The following is a 22,529-nucleotide window of genomic DNA, read 5'->3' as shown; positions in this document are numbered from 1 at the left end:
CAGGAAGTATGGAAGTCAAAAAACGTCTATCCATTGTGCAGCCTGGCAGTTTGCTCATCACAATCATTATGTTGGCACTGGCTATTGTCATGATTATTCCTTTTCTTTGGATGATAAGCACTTCTCTAAAGACGCCTATGGAAGTATTCAAGTATCCCATTGAGTGGATTCCGTCCAATCTGACCTGGGAGCATCATCAAAAGGTTTGGTCTGGCGCCAAAAGTTTCGGCACCTACTATTGGAATTCACTTAAAATATCCATCATCGGCATGGTAGGCGCCACGTTTCTGTCCGCCTTTGCGGCGTACGGGTTTGCCCGTATTGATTTCAAGGGCCGCAATACGCTGTTTCTGCTCTATCTGTCGATGATGATGATCCCGCCGCAAGTACTTTTTGTGCCCAAATTCATCATGTTTGAGTGGGCGGGAATCTATAATACCCATTGGGCGCTGATTTTGCCTGGTATGTTCACCATTTTTGGAGTGTTCATGCTTCGCCAGTTCTTCCTGTCCATTCCGAATGAAATATCGGAGTCGGCCTTTATTGATGGTGCAGGACATTTCCGCATATTCTTCCGCCTGATTCTGCCACTTGCCAAGCCGGCACTCGCCACGCTGGCCATCATTGATTTTTCCTGGCAGTGGAACGACTATGAAAATGCACTTGTGTTTTTGATTGACGAGGATCTGTACACGGTACCTCTGGGACTGCAAAATTTTATTTTGGAAAATACAGTGGATTATAACGGCATGATGGCTGCTGCTTCTGCGGGAATTATCCCCATGATCATTGTATTTGCTGTGGGACAGCGTTATATCATTCAAGGATTGACCAATTCTGCTGTGAAAGGGTGATGAGCATGAAAACAGAACAGATCTCCAGTGACATCACAATTGTCGGAGGCGGGTTATCCGGCATCTGTGCTGCGATCGCAGCGGCAAGATTGGGCAGTACAGTTTCGCTGATCAATAATCGGCCTGTGCTCGGTGGCAATTCAAGCAGTGAAGTCAGAGTGTGGGTGTGCGGTGCAACGGCACATGGAACCAATCGTTATGCCCGTGAGACGGGGATTATGGGTGAATTGTTTGTGGAGAATCAGTACCGCAATCCGGAAGGAAATCCCTATATATGGGATTTGATTCTCTTGGAAGCTATACGTGCAGAAGAGCGGATCACCCTGTTTCTGAATACGGATGTTCACGAGGTGGAGGCAGAAGGTACGGAAGAAGACCGTCAAATTCGCTCGGTAACGGGGTGGATGATGGGATCGGAACGGCGCATTCGCTTCGAAAGTCCAGTTTTCCTCGATTGTTCAGGAGATGGCCTGATTGGATTTTTGGCGGGAGCCCGCTATCGTCTGGGCCGGGAGGCTGCGCATGAATATGGTGAAGAATGGGCGCCTGAGATTGCCGACCAGGTTACGCTGGGCAGCACCCTGCTTTTTTATACCCAGGATGCCGGCAGACCTGTTCGTTTCGTGCCTCCGTCTTTCGCCAAAAACATTGAAGAAACACCCATTCCAATCAAACGTGTTATTCGCAGCGGTGATTCGGGCTGTCACTATTGGTGGATCGAGTGGGGGGGCGAGCTGGACACCGTTCATCAGAACGAACGAATCCGGGACGAACTCTGGTCGGTGATATATGGAATCTGGGATTATATTAAAAATTCCGGACAGTTCGAGGCAGAAACCATGACCTTGGAGTGGGTAGGCTCCATCCCAGGGAAGAGAGAATACAGACGTTTTGTCGGAGATTATGTACTGAACCAGAACGATATCCTCGCGCAGGAGCCATTTGCCGACCGGGTTGCCTTTGGAGGATGGTCCATTGACCTGCACCCGCCACAAGGGATGTACGCTGAAACCAGCGGTTCCAAGCATATGCATGCCGACGGCATCTATCATATTCCTTATCGTTCATTATATTCGGTGAATGTGTCGAACCTGCTTTTTGCAGGGAGAAATGTAAGTGCTTCACATGTGGCGTTTGGTACCACAAGAGTTATGGCTACCTGCGCGGTAATGGGAGAAGCTGCGGGAACAGCTGCTGCACTCTGTGCGGCCAAAGGGGTTTCGCCGCGTAAGATCCATGACCAGCATCTGGAGGAATTGCAGCAAACGCTGCTGCGGCAGGATGCTTCGGTAATTGGACTACGGAATGAAGACCAGCAGGATTTGGCTCCTAAGGCCGCAGTTACAGCTTCTACGACATGCAGCACTATTGCAATCGACCAACCGGATGCGTCCTATGTACTGGAGAGAGATATCGGAATTCTCTTTCCCGTTGCCCCTTCGCTTCAGGGAATGGAGTTGCTGATATCGGCTGAGGAAGATACCGAACTTCGGGTAGAGCTTTGGGATACAGGTCGGGGAGAGAACTATGTTCCGGCAAATCAGAAGATGGATACAATTATTCGTGTAGCACAAGGAGAACAACAATGGGTGCATGTCGATATGAAATGGGAACCTACCCATCCAGAGAATGCATTTGTTATTGTGCGGCAGAATGACAAAGTTACACTGTATCAATCGAGCCAGCCAGTAACCGGCATCTTGGCCTTTGAGAAGGGTGCAGCACCGCACGCCGTTGCTGCCTTGGAGGAGCATGACGAGCATCAGCCTGTTGTAGCCTGGAGCATGAAGTCGCTAAACCGTAGGCCATTTTGTTTTCGCATTGCGGGACAGACGGAAGCCTATCTACCTGAAAAAGTGATCGATGGTTATAAACGCCCTTACGGTGGCCCTCATTCATGGATGTCTCTTCCTCTGAATGAGAATGAAAACGGGGAAGCCTGGGTGGAGTTAGAATGGGAGAGTTCAGTGGCGATCCGGGAAATTCTTCTAACATGGAATGATGATGTGAATGAAGATCTGATCAACCTGCATCATCACCGGACTCCATTCGATATCATTCCCGAGCTGGTCAAAACCTATCGGATCGAGGCAGAGATAGAAGGCAGCAGGGTTCTTGTTGAATCCGTACAGGACAATCACCTGCGGACCAATCGGATTGTATTGAAAAGTCCAATCTCAACAAAGGCTTTGCGTATCATAATGGAGGAGACCAACGGAGGCTCACGTGCCGAATTGGTTGAAGTACGCGTATATTCATGAAGAGCAGCGCCTATGGCGCTGCTCTTTTGTGTTTACAGCTGCCTAATTCCGTGAAATTGGATTGCAGGTTCTTGGACACGGGAACCACTTTTTGCACTCTGATTTTGTAATGTTGTGTGGCTCAGGAGTCTGCCCGCACAATAGTCGAATGGAGATCGCCTGTCAGACGTTGGGGCGGAAATGCCATACGCACTGGCGCGATGATGATGGCTGCAAACAGTGCTTTGATCAGATCCCCGACAATGTAAGGATAGAACCCCTGAATCATCGCTTCCGAGAAAGACATTTTATAGGCATAAGCCAGCCAAGGCACACCGGAAACATAGATCAACAATGATCCGAACAGCTCAAACACGATAAAAGCCAATACATAACCGCCAATCCCTCTCAGTTTAATCCGTGCCAGCAGCAGTCCGATGAGCAGTGCGGAGAAAGGCCACATCATTACATATCCGCCAGTAGGACCGAGAAGTACTGCAAGTCCGCCGGTTCCGTGCAGAAGAGGGAACCCGAGAGCAGTCAGAATAACGACCAGTGCAATACTTAGAAAACCATACAATGGTCCCAGTAATCCCCCTGCAAGCATCACGGCGAGTGTCTGCAAAGTTATGGGGACAGGCGAGAAACCGATGGGAATACTTATGTAACCAAAAAGGACAAGTATGGCTGCCATGAGTGCACTGAATACAATACCCCGCAAAGATAATTTCATGATTGAACAATCCCTTCCATTTTGGTAATCTTATTGTTAACCAAAACAATAGATGGTGGTTAACGATTTGGATCGTACCACAAATGTAGCAAAAGGGAAAGGACCAAATTTCGATGCAGGAAGTTACACCTTTAATTACACTGGAAGATGCACGTGTCTATTATGCCGCCGAAGCCGGACAAGTTCGCAAGGCGGTGGATGGCGTCTCGCTGAACGTACATCCAGGAGAATGGGTCAGTGTTGTAGGAGCCAATGGCAGCGGAAAAAGCACGTTAGCAGCGGTGTTGATCGGATTCACACCCCTGTCTGGCGGGAAACGACATACTACTTCTGAGCTTGCCGTTCGGGGAGTGCTCCAGCAGCCAGATGCTCAGGTGCTTGGAGATACGATCGAGGAAGAATTTCATTTCACCTTATCCCCACTAATTGATTCCATTGAAGAACAAATACGGCGTAGAGAAGATGCCTTACATATGGTTGGCCTTAGCTATCCACCAAAAACAACGATTTCCCGCCTGTCTGGCGGCCAGAAGCAATTGCTCAATATCGCGTTAGCACTAGCCTCAGAGCCGGATGTGCTCATCCTCGATGAACCTACAGCCATGCTGGACCCGGGAGCAAGGGAACGAATGGAGACCATTGTTCAATCTGTCGTCCGGCAAGGGACCGCGGTCATTTGGATTACGCATCATTTGGAAGAAGCAACTTTAAGTGATCGAATAATTGCCATGAAAAAGGGCCGCTGTGTGTATGACGGAGCACCTTCATCGTTCTTCTATGGAAGTCCCGACAAGGACTTCTCTTCAACAGATGCTGAGACACAATCACCTTGTGATCGATTGGGACTGGATCCCCCTTTTACCGTAAAAACGGCTCTCCTGCTCAAACGGCAAGGCATGTTAAATCACGCCTCACCACTGCGACCAGAACAGCTGGTGAAGGAGGCAGCCCGTTGCATATAGAACTAAATCACCTGACTGTTGCAGCGCCTGAAACCGGATCACGAGCACTCCTGCATAATCTGTCCGTGCAACTCAACAGCGGAGAGATTACCTTGTTGCTGGGCTGCACGGGATCGGGTAAAACCACGCTATTGCAAACAATAGCAGGTCTCAAACCGCCAAGTGCAGGCAGCATTACACTGAACGGTGAACCTTTCTGGCAACATGGGAAGGTACCGCAGTCCATTCTGCTGCAGATGGGATTGGTATTTCAATTCCCGGAGCAACAATTATTTGCACGAAGCATTAGGCGAGAGTTCTCGTATTCTCTGCGTCCATATCGATTATCGGACGAACAAAAGAAACGCCAGATGATCGAGGCTCTTGAGCAGTGGGATCCGCCATCTGGACAGGACGAGCTGGAGCAGCGCTTCCATTTGGACAGATCACCTTTTGCGCTGAGTGGGGGAGAACGGAGAAGACTCGGTCTGGCACTCGGGACTGCAACGAAGCCAGAGTGGCTACTGCTGGATGAACCCAGCGCCGGATTGGAAGCACAGAGCGTTTTGCTTCTGCTTGACGTGCTTGAACAGCATCGACATGCAGGCAAGGGAGCGGTTGTGGCTACTCACGACCTGGATACGTTTTTGCCGATTGCGGATCGTGTTCTCTTGCTGCAGGAAGGAACATTGATTGCGGATCTCACACCGAGAGAACTTCATTGTCGACCTGAATTGCTGGAACAGGCTGCAATCGGGTTGCCGCCTTCCATGCGACTTGCACAGCAATTCAGAGCTGCAGGTATTCATTTGCCTAGTGCACTGACGCCAGAGGAGATGGCCGCAAATATAGTTCAATCCACGTTCGTTTCTTCCGATGAGCTTCACCAGCGTATGCAGCAGTTATCTGAAGTGCCAGGGACAAGTCATGTGAACCAACACGAGCCGGCCAAAGCGGAAAGTTCAATTGAAGGTAAAGCTATAACGCAACCTCAAGACCTCTATAGCAGCATGGATCCGCGTCTCAAATGGATGCTGTACATTTTGCTTGTGACGGCAGCAATGCTGCAGCACCATTGGCTCGGTTTGTCCCTCACACTGGTACCGGTAGTCTTGGCTCTAAGTATTTTACCCCGACAGACACTGGCAGGCTGCGTTAAGCTCATGAAGCCCTTATTGCTGTTCTTCATCATATCGACGGCGTTATCTGGAACAACGCTTGCAACAGAAGGAGGAAATCTCCGGTTCGGTTTTTCTCTGTTACAGGCGGAGGCTACGCTTTTAAATGTGTATCGTTTATTTATCGTCACCTTGGCGAGTCTCTGGTTTTCGCTAACCACACCATACGGACGCATGGTGGAAGGGTTAAACTGGGTGCTGGGCATCGGTAAAAAAATCAGGCTGCCTGTTGCCTCGTTTGCACTTGCAGTTTCTTTAATTTTTCGCTTTATCCCGATGATCTGGAGCGAGTGGCAGCGATTCTCACTGATTGTCCGGGCGCGGGGTAAAGCTGCGCTGAAACCGAATACGGTTCGGATCCGGGATCTGGGACCGATGGTTATTCCTTTATTAATGTCGTTGTTCCAGCGAGCCGAAGAGATGACGATCGCGATGGAAATGCGAAAAGTACGAGAGAACTCTCTGCTTGGAATACGCTCCACCTTGTTGAGTTGGTCCAAACGGGATACCGTCATCTGTGTGATAGGCCTTATAATTTTTGCTTTATTTATATTGCTACGGTAGGGTTTGAGGAGAGGGATCTCAGCACGGATTCATCTCGTGAATCAGGCATAAAACGCAGTGTTTTCCAGTGGATATGCATAATTGGGTTGGTTTTCGTTCAAAATAGACGTGCCTTAGATATCTTTTGGATACCTTAAAGCGGATATGGAGGGACGAACGATGAAGGATAAATTTCTTCAGGAAGAAAGGCGCGAATACACCGATGTGTCTACGGTGGAGTCGCAGCGAAATGACCTGGCACTCGAGGAGTTCCCGGAAGGGCCCTATGGCTCGTCTCTATTGTCCGAAACTCTCGGGAAGAGTTCACCGTGGCGAGTGGATCAGAGATCCGCGCATCGTTTTGATTATGAAAACCATGAGCTTCACGAAGGGGAAGTACGGGATTATCCAGGTCAGGATGTCTTCGACGAATCGGTTCCTGATAACGTGACCAAACCTCAATATCCGGAATGATTCGCTTGATCCGTCGTATAGATAAATAATAGCTTCCTGGCAGGATGCCTGCCGGGGGGCTATTTGGCGTTCTTTTTTGTGAAGAGACTATACCTTTAATTCCACATTATGGGTTATTATAAGCTTAGTTCAATTTATGGGGGAAACGAACCGCATTACACGGACGGAAAGTATCATGACCTGATTCTTTTTGGTTTGACCAATGACGAGTTTATGGAAAAGGAGGGACTGGCGTGAGTCCCATTATGAATCGGATTGGCACGGTGTTTATTCCTGTCAGTAACGTTGAGAGAGCACGAGATTGGTATTGTGATATCTTGGGTTTGCCTGCAAATGGCGAGATATTATTTGGACACTTGTTTATTATTCCGATGGCTGGAACACGGATTGTGCTGGACAGCAAAATTTATGCCGAGGAGCATACGTTTAAGACGCCAGCATTTCATTTTGATACTAATGATATCGAAAAAGCCTATGCATTCATGCAATCCAAAGATGTAAATATAACGACGCCAATTGAGCATGATCATTGGTTTAACTTTCAGGATCCGGATGGGAATACGTTAATGGTGTGCAAGTGTTTATCCGAGGTGATTTAATGGAAAACAAACCTCAGCTTGTTTTGGACCTGGCGGGAGTTCTGATTACCAATCTGTCCAAATCATTTTGGCAAGCGCTTGCAAGTCATGCGGGTACCACTTTTCCTGTTTTAATTGAACAACTGAGCGGTATTCGGGGAGACCTGTGGACTGGCAAATTGAAAGAGGAGCAGTTCTGGAACTGGCTGCAAGCACAATACCCCAGCGTCGAAAAAATCTATGCCTACGATTTACTGAAACGTACGACAGAAACATTACCTGCGATAGATTATCTTGAACGATGGAGCCAGCATGCAGATATACATCTCCTAAGTAACCATTGCCATGAGTGGGTTGAGCCCACATTGCTGACGATCCAAAAGCACACCAAGAGCATCACCATTTCGAATCAGGTTGGATTTTGCAAACCTAACAGAGAAATTTATGAACTAGTACAATCTCATATGGGCCTTAACACACGTATACTATATGTGGATGATCAAATGAAAAATCTCAAGCCTGCTGCTGATCTAGGTTGGGAAACACTGCTTGCAGATGAACATCATCATTGGATTGAGAAAGTGGACCACATCCTTACAGTTCAAGTTTAGATTTGGAATGAAAATTTCAAAAGAATTAGAAAATAACCCTTTCTCGTTCTCCGCAGAGATGAAAGGGTTATTCGTCGTGATCATGCTGCCGCCTCTGACAGGGGCAATACAATGATAAACGTCGTTCCGCTGCCTACCTTACTGGTTACCGTAATAATCCCGCCATGCGACTCAACAATGGATCGTGTAATCGCAAGACCAAGGCCGGCTCCGCCTTCTTTTCTGGAACGGGAAGAGCTGGTACGGTAAAAGCGTTCAAAGATATGAGGAAGATGTTCCGGCTCAATGCCGGTTCCATTATCCTTGACAGTCAGTTCTGCCTTATTGTGAACAGCATACAACGTCAGAGTAATGGAACCCGATTCTGAGTGAGTATGCTGCACCGCATTATGAAACAAATTGAGAACCACTTGCTTCAGCTTGTGCGGGTCGGCCATTACATATATACCAGCGGTCAGGTCCATATGAACATGGCGTTCCCGAGCCATCATGGCAAGCTGTGGCTGCATCTCAAGCAACAGATGATCAAGCTGAACGACTTCTTGCTCCTGCTTCGGAGCCTGATCCAGTTTGTTCAGCATCAGCAAGTCCTCGACCAGCTTATTGATTCGAACGGATTCACCATACATGCTGTCCAGTGCACGATATAATTGCTGGCTGTTGGTAGCTGCGCCCCGCTGTAGGACTTCTATGAATCCGTGGATGGATGTCAGCGGAGTACGGAGTTCATGGGAAGCATCGGACAGAAAACGCTGCATTTGTTCCTTGGATTCGCGTTCTGCTTCAAACGATTGTTCGAGTCTTTCGAGCATGCCGTTAAAGGATAGCGCAAGTTGATCCACTTCCTGTTGACCCTGCGTAGCGGGCAGGCGTTCTGCCAAGCTGCCCGCATCGATCCGCTGCACGGTATCTACGATACTGGACAACGGAATCAGTGTGCGGCGAAGGGCTTTGGTATACAGAATGAGACCCGCGATCATCGCCAGAAGGGACAACATCACGAATATAAGAAGCTGTTTCATAATCAGATCTCTTAGCGGCTTCGTCGGGGTACCCATTTGAACCATGGACAAATCCCGATTACGCGGGCCAGGCGAGGCAAAAACAATCAATTGCTCATTGCCTGTACGATCCGTCACGATCTGGTATGGAGCGTGTCGCTTATCCATTAATTCATCCGTAATAGCCGTATATTCAGCGGAAGTGAGCCGGGGCGCCGTCAGGCCGTCTTCACCAAATACATCCTCGAACGTCCCTTTCGTATCGAATAACGCGAGCGAACGATCTGGAATATACAGCAACCTGTTACCGGACGCGCGTGTATCCGTTCCTGCCTGTCCGGCAAACGGGTTGTTGAATGACTCATTCCTTGAAGATATTCCGAGCCAGACAGGGGGCATGGACATGATCTGCTCTTCCATCGTTTTCGCCTGATTGCGATACAGAAAGCTCTCCATAATCCAGAATTGAAGAATACCAATCAACAAGAACAATGCGGCAAGTATAAACAGGGAGCGTGTAAGCAATTGGGAGCGCAGCGAACGGGGCCAGATCCACTGGTGCAGTCGTCCTAAACGTGTTTTTGGTTGTTTCATTGAAAAGTTCATCAGAGATCCACTCTGTATCCAACACCTCGAAGGGTGCGAATGAGTTTATGCTCTTTATCCCCGAGTTTGTCTCGCAATGAACGTATATAGACTTCAACAATATTTTCTTCCCCACCAAAATCGTATCCCCATACACGACTAAGAATGGTCGCTTTGCTTAGCACAATACCATGATTCAGTACGATGAACTTTAATAGTTCATATTCGGTAGGAGACAACTCAAGAATCTGATCATGATACGTAATCTCTTTGCGCTGATCATCAATTCGGAACGGACCGTGTGTTACGGCACCGATCAATAATGGAAACTGATTACGCAGTCTTGCCTGAATCCGGGCCAGCAGCTCATCAAAGGCAAAGGGTTTGATCATATAATCGTCAGCACCGAGCCAAAGACCTTTAACCCGATTCTCGACTTCGTCTTTGGCTGTCAGCATGATGACTCCAACCTGAGCCCCGGTCTTGCGCAAACGTTCAACCACCTCGAATCCATCCATCTCCGGCATCATCACATCCAAAATGGCCATATGTGGGCGGAATTCAAGCGCCAGTTCAAGTGCTGCAGCACCGTCCGGTGCTGTTCGTACATCGAAGCCTTCATTGCTCAATCCAAGCTCCAGAAATTGCAGAATATGTGGTTCATCATCGGCCAAAAGTATTTTAATTCCCGTACTTAGCTTCATAAGTGGGCATGCCTCCCTGTTCAATCCCTCTATTAAATGCCCCAAGAATTGAGGGCTTTATGTTGTATTATCGCTTGCCAAACTGAAAATTAGCTGAAAGGTTTGGAACTTATCCTCAGGTAACATTCAGCGGGCACTCATCCCAATTTTATTTTGGTATGTCACAATACAATCATGAAGAGCGAGAAGGAGTGATTAACATTGAATAACGCCAAACGAAGGATTGATCTTGTCCTTCTGCCGATCGTATTATTAGCGGCAATTCTGAACGGGTATGGGATCTGGAACGATCAATATGCCAATTCCTATTATACGACCGCCGTTGGGAGCATGCTCCGAAACTTCCACAATTTCTTCTATGCATCGCTGGACTCGGCTGGTTCAGTAACCGTAGATAAGCCACCCGTCGTCTTTTGGATCCAGACGGCTTTTGCCTACGTCTTCGGATTACACGGATGGAGTGTTATTTTGCCGCAAGTGTTGGCGGGGATTGGTTCGGTCCTGCTCATTTATTTGATGGTCAAGCCAACATTTGGCCTTGCAGCAGCGCGTATATCTGCTCTAGCCATGGCGACTGTTCCCGTTGTGGCAGCAGTAAGCCGTACCAACAATATCGACAGCATGCTGGTATTTACGTTATTGCTGGGTTCCTGGATTTTGTTCAAAGGTACCAAACAGGGCAGTCCATGGCGTATCCTCGTAGCATTCGCACTTATTGGACTTGCATTTAACATGAAAATGCTTCAAGCCTACATGATTCTACCGGCATTTTATATATTCTACCTGCTCGCATTCCAGGCGAAATGGAGAAAAAAAATCATCCTGCTTATAGTCAGTACGGCGGTACTGGCAGTGGTTTCCCTATCCTGGGCAGTGACGGTTGATTCTATACCGGAAAGTCAGCGCCCTTACATAGGAAGCAGCGAAACCAATTCGGTGCTGGAGCTTGCTTTTGGCTATAACGGTCTGTCCCGTCTCACAGGCCAGCAGAACAGAGCAGCGGGTGCAGGCATGCCAAACGCTGCAGATAACAGAAATAATCGGGATAATGCTTCTGCCTCCGTCCCGGCTTCTGATCAAACGGACAACCCGGCTCCTTCAGGCAATCCATCTAACAACGGTGCAGCAGGTGAAATGGGTGGAATGAACGGAATGAATTTCCCGCATGGGGGCCAGATGCCCAATGGCGGCGAGATGCCAAACGGAAGGGATTTCGGAGGAGGCAATGGTGCCGGAGGAATGGGCGGCATGTTTGGAACAGGGGAAAAAGGTCTGCTGCGGCTGTTCCAGACCGAACTGTCCGGCCAGGCCAGCTGGCTTTTGCCCACGGTACTGCTTGGATGCATTGCTCTCTTTGCAGGGTTAAGACGGAGAAATATAACGATGAAACATAAGGAAACTGCGTTTTGGCTGATCTGGCTGCTTCCGGTTGCGGCGTTCTTCAGTGTGGCTGGCTTCTTCCATCAATATTACCTGATCATGCTCGCTCCACCGATTGCCGCACTTACTGGCGCTGGATTTGTAGCCATGTGGAAGGCATATCGTGAACGTAATGGCTGGCAGGCCTGGCTGCTTCCTCTTGCAGTCATGCTCACTACGATCTTCGGCTGGTATATTATGCAGGTCTATAATGACACCATCGGTGCCGGCTGGTCCATCAGCGAATTGATTGCAGGCCTTTTGATGACGATCATCCTGATCGTGATGCTCAATCGTTCGCATCCTTGGAAACAAGGAATGATTATCGCAGGATTCATGGTTATGCTTATTGGTCCGGTCTATTGGGCGTTCACGCCAATTACCTATGGCGGTAACAGCATGATTCCTGAGGCTGGTCCTACAGGTTCTAATGGAATGTTCGGAGGAATGGGCATGGGCGTCAGACAAGGGAATGACAACAGGGGCACGACTCCACCAAATGCTTCAGGTGATGCGGATCAATCCTTCCCGTCTTCTTCGAGCGACGAATCTGTTGTCGATAATACCGGTACAGGAACACCTCCTGCATCAGGCGGAAACATGTTTGGCGGCGGAGGAATGGGAGCGGCTGGTGGACGAGGCGGAGCTGGAAGCAGGAATGAAGAAGTGGATATAACAACTTTGAATTTTCTCAGAGAGCATAACACAGGAGAAACGTATCTTTTTGCAGCAACAGATTATAACCAGGCAGCCCCTTACATCATTGATGAGAATGAGGCAGTCATTACGCTTGGAGGCTTCTCGGGTTCTGATCCGGTGTATACCACGGAGGAACTGGAAGAGCTCGTGAAGAGTGGGCAAGTGAAATACTTCATGGTTGGTGGTATGGGCGGCCGGGGAGGCAATTCGGATATCAGCAACTGGATCATGGAGCATGGTACCGAAATTCCCACATCAGAGTGGACGACAGGCACAGACAGTGGAGCTGGCTTCGGCGGGCAGAGTACCCTGTATGAAGTGAAATTATAGAGATGATCAAGTGGAATGAACCGAATTTGAAAAGGGAGGGAACGAATATGGCTCAAACGTGCCGTTACAGCATCATTATTCCGATGTACAACGAAGAGGCGGTCATTGAAGAAACCTATCGACGTTTAAAAAAAGTCATGGGCAGTACGGGTGAGACGTATGAACTGCTGTTTGTCAATGACGGCAGCGTCGATCGAAGCGCACAGATGATCCGTGACTACGCACGTTGGGACGAGAGTGTGAAATTGATTGATTTTGCACGTAACTTTGGTCACCAGATCGCAATTACCGCAGGGATGGATTATGCAGCAGGTGATGCAGTCGTCATTATTGATGCAGATCTTCAAGACCCTCCCGAATTGATTCTAGACATGATTCCCAAATGGAAAGAGGGCTATGAAGTCGTATACGCCCGCCGAACCAGACGAAGTGGGGAAACCCGCTTCAAAAAGTGGTCTGCAAGCATGTTTTATCGCGTGCTGCGTGCCTCGACCGATACGGATATCCCAGTGGACACGGGTGATTTCCGGCTGATTGACCGCAAAGTGTGTGATGAGATGAAACGCCTCCCGGAGAAAAATCGTTTTGTCCGTGGTTTGGTCAGCTGGGTCGGATTCAGACAGACAGCGATTGAATATGAACGGGATGAGCGTCTGGCTGGGGTGACCAAATATCCGCTGAAACGCATGTTGAAACTAAGCCTGGATGGCATCACTTCATTTTCACATAAACCGCTAAAGCTTGCGGGTTACTTGGGAGCTATTCTTTCCATAGGCGGATTTATCTATATGCTGAGCGTGATTGCTTCTGCGATATTTACGGATTCTACGATCAAAGGCTGGCCTTCCATCGTCAGTATCATGTTGATCTTTAATGGATTCATTCTCATTATGCTGGGCATTCTTGGCGAGTACATTGGCCGTATCTATGATGAAACCAAGGCAAGACCCCTCTATATTGTGCGAGATGTGTATCCGTCGGAGAGTCACCCTGGGCAAGTGCGGTTGACAGGCAGAGTTGCTCACCATGACTAAACGTTTGGTCACTTTGATCAAATTCGGGATTGTGGGTGTCATGAATACGGCGGTGGATGCATTGGTGTTCACCTTGCTCGCCGCCTTGGGGACACCTGTTTTAATCGCCCAGGTTATCTCGTATAGCTGCGGGGTCGTGAACAGTTATTGGTGGAACGGAAGTTGGACGTTTCGTGATGCGCGAAGACAAAGCAAAAAAAATGAATTGCTGCGATTTTTGATTACAAATCTGTTCGTTCTTGCGTTTTCATCCCTGATGTTGTTCCTCTCGAACAGCATACTTGGTTGGAATCTGGTCATTAGCAAGGCAGCGGCGACCCTCTCGGGAATGTTCTTAAACTATATTGCCAGTCGGTATTGGGTTTTCCGGGCAGTGTCCGCGACCATGCTCGATCCGAACCATAATACCAATGAAAGGGGAGTTTCATGATATGAGAATTAAAAAAGCAGTCATTCCGGCAGCCGGACTTGGGACACGATTTCTGCCAGCAACCAAGGCACAGCCCAAAGAGATGCTGCCCATTGTGGATAAACCGGCCATTCAATACATTGTGGAAGAAGCGGTACAATCGGGAATTGAAAATATCATTATTGTGACCGGACGCAACAAAAAATCAATTGAGGATCATTTTGACAAATCGGTGGAACTGGAACATTCCCTACATGCCAAAGGCAAACAGGATTTGCTCGAAGAGGTGCAGGCGATTAGTGATATGGCAAGCATTCATTTTATCCGTCAAAAAGAACCATTGGGACTTGGTCATGCCATCGGTTGTGCCCGTCAGTTCGTGGGAGATGATCCGTTTGCTGTACTGCTGGGGGATGATATCATGGTGTCTGATCCACCGGCACTTGCACAAATGATTCATTTGTATGAAAAGACGGGCAGCCAGATCGTGGGTGTACGCCAAGTTCAGGCTGCAGACGTAAGTAAATATGGCATTATCGATTCAACAGATGCAGAGGACCGGGTTCACCGGGTTACCAATCTTGTGGAGAAGCCTTCAGTGGAGGAAGCACCTTCAAGAACAGCGGTGATGGGCCGCTATATTCTGAAACCGTCCATTTTTCCAATTTTGGACCAGATCGAGAGAGGGGCAGGAGGAGAGTATCAGTTAACCGATGCCTTAAAAGAAGTCAGTCAGATGGAGGAACTGCTTGCTCTTGAACTTGAGGGCCGCCGCTATGATATTGGCAATCAGTTCGGATACATACAGGCGATCCTGGAGATCGGACTTATGCGCAAGGAACTGCAGCCCATGCTGTCTCCGTATCTCAAGCAGCTTGCGACGCAATGGGGCTAAACTGCTGGAATAATAGAACAATTAGGCGGAATACGGTAAATGTTGGCGAATCCTTTTATGCTAAACCTTAAACCTACCTGGTAACTTATACTTTTGTCACTAAAATGCAGTAAATAAATATCCATTTGCAGCAAATTATAAAAAATATGTTTACTTCGCAATGGTAACTTTGATATTATAATCGCAATATCAAATGCGACGAAGAGATGAGTAGATAAAAGTATTCTTTCTCAGAGAGCCCCGGCAGCTGAAAAGGGGTAAAGAATTTTTTGTTGAATAAAGACTCAGAGCAGCACATCGGAACTTAAACGTAAGGGATGGTGTGACAGGAGCTCCTGTTACAGAGCTGGAGTATAGGCAATGACAACTCATTACGTGTTGTTATCCTTAACTCAAAGAGGCTGATATGGCGACATATTGGCGAATCTGGGTGGTACCACGAGTATTCAATCTCGTCCCTGAGACTTCTGTCTTGGGGGTGGGATTTTTTGGTTTTTCCGGGGTGTTGGCTACACGCTTTGGAATCATCTGAATAGTTTTTATTAAGGGAAGAATCACGAAGTCCCAGCAACCATTACAGGAATGAAATAAGCTAATATTCTACTCACACCGAAAGGAATTGATGATGATATGACAGCAAAATTGAAAGTCGGTATTGTTGGAGGAACAGGAATGGTGGGCCAGCGTTTTGTGGATCTGCTGGATGGTCATCCATGGTTTGAAGTAACAGCTATTTCGGCGAGTGCCAATTCGGCAGGCAAAACCTATGAAGAATCCGTTCAGGGCAGATGGAAACTCGCGGTTCCGATTCCGGAAGCGGTGAAAAAAATCGTAGTGCAGGATGCTTCCCAGGTCGAAGCGTTTGCGAGCCAGGTTGATTTTATTTTCTGTGCAGTGGATATGAAAAAGAATGAGATCCAAGCGCTCGAAGAGGCTTATGCCAAAACAGGCACACCGGTTGTTTCCAACAACTCGGCTCATCGCTGGACGGCTGATGTTCCGATGGTTATTCCTGAAATCAATCCAGGACATCTGGAGATTATTGAAGCACAGCGTAAACGCCTGGGCACCAAAACCGGATTTATTGCAGTTAAACCAAACTGCTCCATTCAGAGCTACGTACCTGCACTTCACGCGTTGCGTGAGTTCAACCCAACTCAAGTGGTAGCTTCCACTTACCAAGCCATCTCGGGAGCAGGCAAAAACTTCACGGATTGGCCTGAAATGCTGGATAACGTGATCCCGTACATCGGTGGCGAGGAAGAAAAGAGTGAGCAAGAACCTCTGCGCATCTGGGGCAGCGTTCAAAATAATGAGATTGTGAAGGCTTCATCACCGGTAATCACGACGCAATGTATCCGTGTTCCGGTTACGGATGGACATCTGGCTACCGTATTTGTAAACTTTGAGAAAAAACCATCCAAAGATGAAATTTTGGACCGCTGGTTGCAGTTCAAAGGACGCCCACAAGAACTCGAATTGCCAAGTGCGCCAAAACAGTTTATTACGTATTTCGAAGAAGAAAACAGACCACAAACGAAACTGGACCGTGACATTGAGCGCGGAATGGGCGTATCAACAGGCAGATTACGTGAAGATTCCCTGTATGATTACAAATTCGTCGGGCTGTCTCACAACACATTGCGCGGTGCTGCAGGTGGCGCAGTGCTGATTGCTGAGCTTCTCAAAGCCGAAGGATATATTCAACCGAAATAAAACTTAACATGAAACAGAAAAACGCCAACGTTTTGTTGGCGTTTTTCTTTGTTTGCATCCTTAGGCGGCGGATGTTTTATCCGCATTTTGCAGCAATTGCGAGCGTCTTCCAAGCAGATACCCTGTCAGCGAAGCCAGCATTTGTTGAAATACCATTCCCAGAACAACCGGGACAGCTACCGGGGGGGGGAAATAGGATACGGCTAGCACCGCTCCTGCGCTGATATTACGCATGCCTCCATTGAACACGAGTGCGACTTGGTCAGCCTCATTCCAGCCCAGCAATCTAGCGATGAAGTAGCTTAGTGCATAGCCGAAGGAAGCCAGGAAAATGATGATTGCTGCAAGGCCGGCCAGTTTCCAGTTGAAATCGGCGAGATAAGGAGCTACAACGGATCCGTTAATCGCAACAACTGCTGCCATAAACAACTTGGAGAATGGGTTTAGTCTTGGGCCCCACACCGGGACGATTGCTCCTTTGGTCCACTCATTTAGCAGCATGCCGAGCAGGGAAGGCACGACGATCATCCAGAACAGGCTGCTCATCATTGCGCCCATATCCAGCGTAACGCTGGTGCCGATCAGCAGAGATAACACACCAGGAACGACAAATGGAGCCAGCATGGTATCGATAAGGATGATGGATAGCGTCAGTGCAATATTGCCCCGATAGATGCTAACCCAGATAAAGCTGCTAACACCTGTTGGAATCACTGCTGCCAGAACAAGACCTGTTATTGTATAGGCGTCCGTCGGAAAAACCAAATGGCCCATACCCAGTGCAATCAGAGGCATGGCCAGATGCAGAATAAACAGACAAACAAACAGCGGGAAAGGCTTTTTCAGCACGTTCAGAAAATCCCTGATCCCGAGACTGATACTTCCTGCAAACGTCATGAATGCAAAAAGCCATGGGGATAAAAAAGTATACGAAGAAAGAAGACTTCCGCAAAGTACGCCAATGATAATGCTGATTGGAGTAATCAGTGGCATGATGCGGTTCAAGCGCTGATTCAAAGCCTGAAGCATATTCATGACATCCCTTTACCGTGTGATTCTTCCATTATACATGTTCAATCCTATGAGTGCAGACCGATTTGCATTCGGGTATACGGAACAGCTATCATTCAATTAAGTAATTACTTCTGATATAAGGAAGGGAAGATGCTCATGATTTTACGTAAACGAAGGCAAACGCTGTTAATGACGGGGTTTATTGCTTCAAGTATTTTGATCATCTCTGCCTGTTCTGTGGTGGAACAAGCGAACCAGAGTTTGAGTTACGTCAGTGGCGCTACCGAATATATTGAGCAGGTATCCAGCGCTGGCGCGGATCTTCAGCAGCTGGCAACGGAAGCGGTAAACAACCCGGAAGTGACAGAGCAAATCCAAGCGAAAATCGATCAGATTCAAGCGGAAGCGAGTGAATTCTCGCAGCTTACGGCTCCCGCCATTGGAGAGAGCATTCATGAAAATTTGGTCAGTTATAACAATCAATTAACCGAAGTTGTGGACCGTTTCGAGACAACGATTGCAGAGCAGGGGTTTACCGCGGAAAACTGGCAGAATACCGGGATTCCCGATTTGATCAATAATATCAACAGTTTAAAAGACCCGTTAAGCGGTCTTGGAAATTAACCGAATTTCGAATAGACAGCAAAAAAAGGTGCAGAACGATTTCGATTCGTTTAGCACCTTTTTTATATTTATAAGGACATAGCTCATCTAGTAAGGGTGCTTATCGAGTCAGCTCAGACGTGATACAATAAGCAGGAATGTTATTTTTATCATTTTGTGGTGTCATACACAATACGTACACCGAGAGAGCCATAGCTCTCTTCTTTGTAATGGCATTGTGAGCAAGCTTTGGTAGCACACAGTGAGTCATTATGGACATGCAATTTTCCGTTGCAGAGTGGACATTTGTTTTCAAAAAGAGTCTTCAACACGTTAAGCATGCTTAATCACTCATTTCTGATTAATTTACTTGGTTTTTATTATAGCCGATTATATTCACTGCGTATACTGTTTTTTGACAAGATTTTTCATCGCAAGAAAGGAAGAATAACCGATGGATGTTCTGCTTTTTATCATCATGTTTATACTCGGTCTGGTCGGTTCCTTCTTCTCCGGTTTACTCGGTATTGGTGGAGCTATCATTAATTACCCGCTGCTTTTATATGTTCCTTCTCTGATGGGACTTGAGCCCTTCACTGCACATGAGGTATCATCCATTAGTATGTTCCAGGTGTTTTTTTCCTCATTGGCAGGTGTGGTAGCATTTCAGAGAAAGAAAAGGAAAATAAGAAATGGGCATGCATTGGTGAACAGAGCACTTGTGGCATACATGGGCACCAGCATTCTTGCCGGCAGTCTGATTGGAGGTATCCTATCCGGACACTTGGATGGAGATGTCATCAATCTGATCTATGGAATATTGGCGATTGTGGCGATCGTGCTCATGCTGATTCCTGGAAAGGGAACAGAAGTGGCTGCTGATGATCTGGTATTTAACAGATGGATTGCTGCGGGTGCCGCTTTTGCCGTGGGGATTGTCTCGGGAATCGTAGGTGCGGGTGGAGCTTTCATCCTGATACCGATCATGCTGACGGTGCTCCGAATACCTACACGAACAACCATTGCTTCATCCCTTGCCATCGTGTTTATATCCGCCATTGGTGGAGTGATCGGGAAAATTACGGGCGGAGACATTCCGATTGAACCTATTATTTATACGGTTATTGGCAGTCTTCTCGGGGCTTCCCTCGGTTCGAGGGTCAGTTCGATGATCAATGTGAGTGTACTTCGCTATGGATTAATCGTTCTCATTGCCATAACAGCCGTTAAAGTCTGGGCTTCCATTCTGTAGAAACAAGCATTCGTGGTGCACCCATGACGATTTCGTAACCAAAACGTTGGAACACCGTATATAGGTTATGAACATGAGCTGGCGAATTTGTTACAGCATGAATTCACAACAGTTTCGTCCATGGAGCGCACCTTCATACTCCTCTCATGGATACGTGTTTAACATTAATAGAAGTTGAGGTATCCATCCTATGAATAACGTACTTATAGATCAGGCTGAGGCAGGATATCAGTTGGCTGAGCAAAAGGCAGCCCAGTATTTTACTTCCCTACACGAGCAGTTAATGAACAACACATATGCAACTGCGCTTACCCAAGATATTCAATTATGGCAAAAAAAACATATTCATCGATACTCCTGGTTGCCCTTGGTATCACGAAGCAAAAGAAAACCCGATTCACGGGATGTGTATAGATATATCCACTGGCTTAACGTTACAGGTAAACTGGATGATTACCTGGATCGGAGTATCTCATACATTTACATGAGAGATCTGGGCAAGGCCCTGGATTCTTCCGAGACGCAGGCTCGCATTCAGCGCGTAGCGCAGGATACCAAGAAGTATTTCATGCGCCCCAATGCTGGCAAACGCAAAGAGCAGCCCGATTATATCAGTGTGGCCTCATTGTATCGCTGGGCTCAGAAGGAAAATGTGGAGACAGCCGTAATCTGGCTAATCCAGAAGCTTAAGAATGTAGCTTCAAATATTCCAAAGGAATTGGATGCAGAGCAGGCACAGCGAAAGCTCATTAAGATTATTCTTGGCGTTGTCCTCCACGTGAATGATGAAATGGATGAGATGACTCCAATTGCGGAACGTTCGCAGAGATTTGATGCAGCGATCAGATTGGGCTATTCATATGGATTGACCTATCCTTTTATTGACGACCTTCTGGATTCACAGGCATTGACTGCGCAAGAGAAAGAGCAGTATTCCCAGATGATTCGCCAAGCGCTGCTCACTGGAATTGTACCTGACATTGGCCAGTGGAACGGAGCGAACCAGGAAGTCATTCAGTATGTTCATTCGGAGCTGCGGGAAGCATTTGAATATATCAAGAACTACCAGCGACCTGAGATGCAGCGTACATTTTTCGAGCAATCCTATGTATTTTTTCAATCCCAGGAACTGGACCGGGCAAAGAAACTCAGCAATGCGAATTATACCAATGAAGAGCTGTATGTACCGATTATTATCAAGTCATCATCATCAAGACTCATCGTCCGTTCAGTTCTTAGCGCTTCAGAGGATGAAGGCTTTGATCTGCGCACGTTCTATTATGGAATCTACAATCAGCTTGCAGATGATTTTGCAGATATGTTTGACGACATGGAAGAGGGGGCAGTTACCCCATATACGTACTATTTGAAGTATCGAGATCTGCGTCCCGATTTAATTAATCCGTATGAGCTGTATTGGACGGTCATCTCTCATCTGATCCATAGCGTGTATCATTCGGACGAAAAGACACGTGAAGTCATATTGGATCGCGCCATCAATGGCCTCAAGCGCAGCAAAGAGCGCCTTGGCCGGGAGAAATACAATGAGATCATGAACATATTTGCTTCGGGCCAGCCCGAATTCAATCAGCTAGTTCAGCAAATGGTTCGAAAAGCGGATGATGTGGATTTTCTCGACAAATTGCTCAGGGATCAGGTAATTGTTCATCTGCAAAATGACAAACAGGAAAAAGAAGAATTTCTTCATACGATTCGAACGGTTCGCGAACAGATTAATATTGAATTGCAAATCTCCAAACCGACTGAAATTCCAGAAATGAAGGAAACGCTGATTGATGCAGCCAATTACAGTTTGCAGGGAGATGGCAAGCGGCTGAGGCCTATCTTAACCTGGGTAATGGGTGTGCGTGAGTATGGACTTACAGAAGCGTCAATCGTTCCCCTGTTAAGATCACTGGAGTATATGCATACCGCTTCCCTCATTTTTGATGATCTGCCGACACAGGATAATGCTTCAACCCGGCGGGGGCGTTCGACTTTGCATCAGGTGCATAACAGCGCCACAGCTGAATTGACGGGTCTGTTTCTCATCCAGAAAGCCATAGGGGAACAATCTTCTCTCGGACAATTCGACGCAGCAACGGTCCTAACCCTTATTCGGTATTCGGCTGAAAAAGCAGAAGACATGTGCATGGGGCAGGCGATGGACCTGAACTCCAAAGGAAAAGCACTGACACTGGAACAATTAAACATGATCTGTTTCTATAAAACAGGCATTGCCTTTGAAGCGGCACTTGTAATGCCAGCTATTCTGGCACAGGTGAAGGAATCGGAAATCGCCTCCTTGAAGAAATTCGCATATCATGCAGGTATCGCTTTTCAAATCAAGGATGACCTGCTGGACCTGGAAGGGGATCATCTTGTACTTGGTAAACCAGCAGGACAGGATGCTCGGAACAACAATTCAACCTTCGTATCCATATTAGGGGAGGATGGAGCGAAAAAAGAGATGTGGGAACATTATTGTCTTGCAACCGATGCGCTGAACGATATGCCCAAGCATGTTCCATTCCTGAAGCATTTGCTAGATTATATCGTTGGGCGTGAGCGCTGACATTTTTTACTCGCGACTCCTTGTACTTATATGACTTATAATGATATATAGCGACATAGGTCGGGAGTTCCATGATGATGGATTCCAGGCCTTGTTTGGTTTCAAAGACACAAATCTCTTGAAAAGAGCCGTTTCAATGGC

Annotated in this window: 19 protein-coding genes and 1 other annotated feature; of the genes, 15 read left to right on the top strand and 4 right to left on the bottom strand. The window is 47.4% G+C overall.

Going from position 1 to position 22,529, the window contains the following annotated elements:
- Nucleotides 1–8: 8 nt before the first annotated feature.
- Together AB3N00_RS05475 and AB3N00_RS05470 are read left to right on the top strand one after the other, a co-directional pair.
- On the top strand, nucleotides 9–854 hold the full coding sequence (locus AB3N00_RS05475; RefSeq protein ID WP_175396356.1) for a carbohydrate ABC transporter permease: 846 nt from the start codon (nucleotides 9–11) through the stop codon (nucleotides 852–854).
- 5 nt (nucleotides 855–859) lie between these two features.
- Nucleotides 860–3,115 carry an FAD-dependent oxidoreductase gene (locus tag AB3N00_RS05470; RefSeq protein ID WP_413033679.1) on the top strand — a complete coding sequence of 752 codons (2,256 nt, stop codon included), beginning with the start codon at nucleotides 860–862 and terminating at the stop codon, nucleotides 3,113–3,115.
- Between the two features lie 121 nt (nucleotides 3,116–3,236).
- Here the strand turns inward: AB3N00_RS05470 and AB3N00_RS05465 are convergent, their stop codons facing one another.
- Nucleotides 3,237–3,827, bottom strand: coding sequence for a biotin transporter BioY (locus AB3N00_RS05465; protein ID WP_413033678.1), 591 nt, complete (start codon nucleotides 3,825–3,827; stop codon nucleotides 3,237–3,239).
- Nucleotides 3,828–3,940: 113 nt separating this feature from the next.
- On the opposite strand from AB3N00_RS05465, the gene AB3N00_RS05460 reads away from it, so the two are divergent.
- The 5 genes from AB3N00_RS05460 (at nucleotide 3,941) to AB3N00_RS05440 (ending at nucleotide 8,152) form a co-directional block, all read left to right on the top strand.
- Nucleotides 3,941–4,789, top strand: a complete 849-nt coding sequence (locus AB3N00_RS05460) for an ATP-binding cassette domain-containing protein (RefSeq protein ID WP_413033677.1) — start codon at nucleotides 3,941–3,943, stop codon at nucleotides 4,787–4,789.
- Nucleotides 4,780–6,510 carry an ATP-binding cassette domain-containing protein gene (locus AB3N00_RS05455; RefSeq protein WP_413033676.1) on the top strand — a complete coding sequence of 577 codons (1,731 nt, stop codon included), beginning with the start codon at nucleotides 4,780–4,782 and terminating at the stop codon, nucleotides 6,508–6,510. Before AB3N00_RS05460 ends, AB3N00_RS05455 begins: the two co-directional genes overlap by 10 nt.
- A 159-nt stretch (nucleotides 6,511–6,669) precedes the next feature.
- Nucleotides 6,670–6,963, top strand: a complete 294-nt coding sequence (locus tag AB3N00_RS05450) for a hypothetical protein (protein WP_413033675.1) — start codon at nucleotides 6,670–6,672, stop codon at nucleotides 6,961–6,963.
- Between the two features lie 233 nt (nucleotides 6,964–7,196).
- Nucleotides 7,197–7,562, top strand: coding sequence for a VOC family protein (locus tag AB3N00_RS05445; protein ID WP_413033674.1), 366 nt, complete (start codon nucleotides 7,197–7,199; stop codon nucleotides 7,560–7,562).
- Nucleotides 7,562–8,152, top strand: coding sequence for an HAD-IA family hydrolase (locus AB3N00_RS05440; RefSeq protein ID WP_413033673.1), 591 nt, complete (start codon nucleotides 7,562–7,564; stop codon nucleotides 8,150–8,152). Before AB3N00_RS05445 ends, AB3N00_RS05440 begins: the two co-directional genes overlap by 1 nt.
- 80 nt (nucleotides 8,153–8,232) lie before the next feature.
- On the opposite strand, the gene AB3N00_RS05435 is transcribed toward AB3N00_RS05440, so the two are convergent.
- Together AB3N00_RS05435 and AB3N00_RS05430 are read right to left on the bottom strand one after the other, a co-directional pair.
- Nucleotides 8,233–9,747, bottom strand: a complete 1,515-nt coding sequence (locus AB3N00_RS05435; protein WP_413033672.1) for an ATP-binding protein — start codon at nucleotides 9,745–9,747, stop codon at nucleotides 8,233–8,235.
- Nucleotides 9,748–9,758: 11 nt separating this feature from the next.
- Nucleotides 9,759–10,442 carry a response regulator transcription factor gene (locus AB3N00_RS05430; RefSeq protein ID WP_095287436.1) on the bottom strand — a complete coding sequence of 228 codons (684 nt, stop codon included), beginning with the start codon at nucleotides 10,440–10,442 and terminating at the stop codon, nucleotides 9,759–9,761.
- A gap of 201 nt (nucleotides 10,443–10,643) precedes the next feature.
- Between AB3N00_RS05430 and AB3N00_RS05425 the strand changes: the two genes are divergently transcribed.
- The 5 genes from AB3N00_RS05425 to asd all read left to right on the top strand — a co-directional run bounded on the left by AB3N00_RS05425 (nucleotide 10,644) and on the right by asd (nucleotide 16,944).
- Entirely contained in the window at nucleotides 10,644–12,890 is a 2,247-nt protein-coding gene (locus AB3N00_RS05425) for a glycosyltransferase family 39 protein (RefSeq protein WP_413033671.1), read from the top strand.
- A 47-nt stretch (nucleotides 12,891–12,937) separates the two neighbouring features.
- Nucleotides 12,938–13,924 (top strand): glycosyltransferase family 2 protein, encoded by a 987-nt coding sequence (locus tag AB3N00_RS05420; protein WP_413033670.1) that lies wholly within the window; start codon nucleotides 12,938–12,940, stop codon nucleotides 13,922–13,924.
- Nucleotides 13,917–14,354, top strand: a complete 438-nt coding sequence (locus AB3N00_RS05415) for a GtrA family protein (protein WP_413033669.1) — start codon at nucleotides 13,917–13,919, stop codon at nucleotides 14,352–14,354. Before AB3N00_RS05420 ends, AB3N00_RS05415 begins: the two co-directional genes overlap by 8 nt.
- Before the next feature lies 1 nt (nucleotide 14,355).
- Entirely contained in the window at nucleotides 14,356–15,228 is an 873-nt protein-coding gene (galU, locus tag AB3N00_RS05410; protein WP_413033668.1) for a UTP--glucose-1-phosphate uridylyltransferase GalU, read from the top strand.
- Nucleotides 15,229–15,417: 189 nt separating this feature from the next.
- Nucleotides 15,418–15,691: a binding site (T-box leader), on the top strand.
- Between the two features lie 167 nt (nucleotides 15,692–15,858).
- Nucleotides 15,859–16,944, top strand: a complete 1,086-nt coding sequence (gene asd, locus AB3N00_RS05405; RefSeq protein WP_413033667.1) for an aspartate-semialdehyde dehydrogenase — start codon at nucleotides 15,859–15,861, stop codon at nucleotides 16,942–16,944.
- 60 nt (nucleotides 16,945–17,004) lie between these two features.
- Here asd and AB3N00_RS05400 read toward each other — a convergent pair whose 3' ends face one another.
- Nucleotides 17,005–17,973, bottom strand: coding sequence for a bile acid:sodium symporter family protein (locus AB3N00_RS05400; protein WP_413035196.1), 969 nt, complete (start codon nucleotides 17,971–17,973; stop codon nucleotides 17,005–17,007).
- 141 nt (nucleotides 17,974–18,114) lie between these two features.
- Between AB3N00_RS05400 and AB3N00_RS05395 the strand changes: the two genes are divergently transcribed.
- The 3 genes from AB3N00_RS05395 (at nucleotide 18,115) to AB3N00_RS05385 (ending at nucleotide 22,388) form a co-directional block, all read left to right on the top strand.
- Nucleotides 18,115–18,582: a DUF6376 family protein gene (locus tag AB3N00_RS05395; protein WP_413033666.1), complete on the top strand. Its 468-nt coding sequence runs from the start codon at nucleotides 18,115–18,117 to the stop codon at nucleotides 18,580–18,582.
- 433 nt (nucleotides 18,583–19,015) lie between these two features.
- Nucleotides 19,016–19,813, top strand: a complete 798-nt coding sequence (locus tag AB3N00_RS05390) for a sulfite exporter TauE/SafE family protein (protein ID WP_413033665.1) — start codon at nucleotides 19,016–19,018, stop codon at nucleotides 19,811–19,813.
- Between the two features lie 190 nt (nucleotides 19,814–20,003).
- Entirely contained in the window at nucleotides 20,004–22,388 is a 2,385-nt protein-coding gene (locus tag AB3N00_RS05385) for a polyprenyl synthetase family protein (protein ID WP_413033664.1), read from the top strand.
- The last annotated feature ends 141 nt before the right edge of the window (nucleotides 22,389–22,529 follow it).

The organism is Paenibacillus xylanilyticus (assembly GCF_047246825.1).
GTDB classification, from domain to species: Bacteria; Bacillota; Bacilli; order Paenibacillales; family Paenibacillaceae; genus Paenibacillus; species Paenibacillus xylanilyticus_B.
Note: the sequence above shows the minus strand (reverse complement) of the source record. Positions and strands in the feature narration are given on the sequence as shown.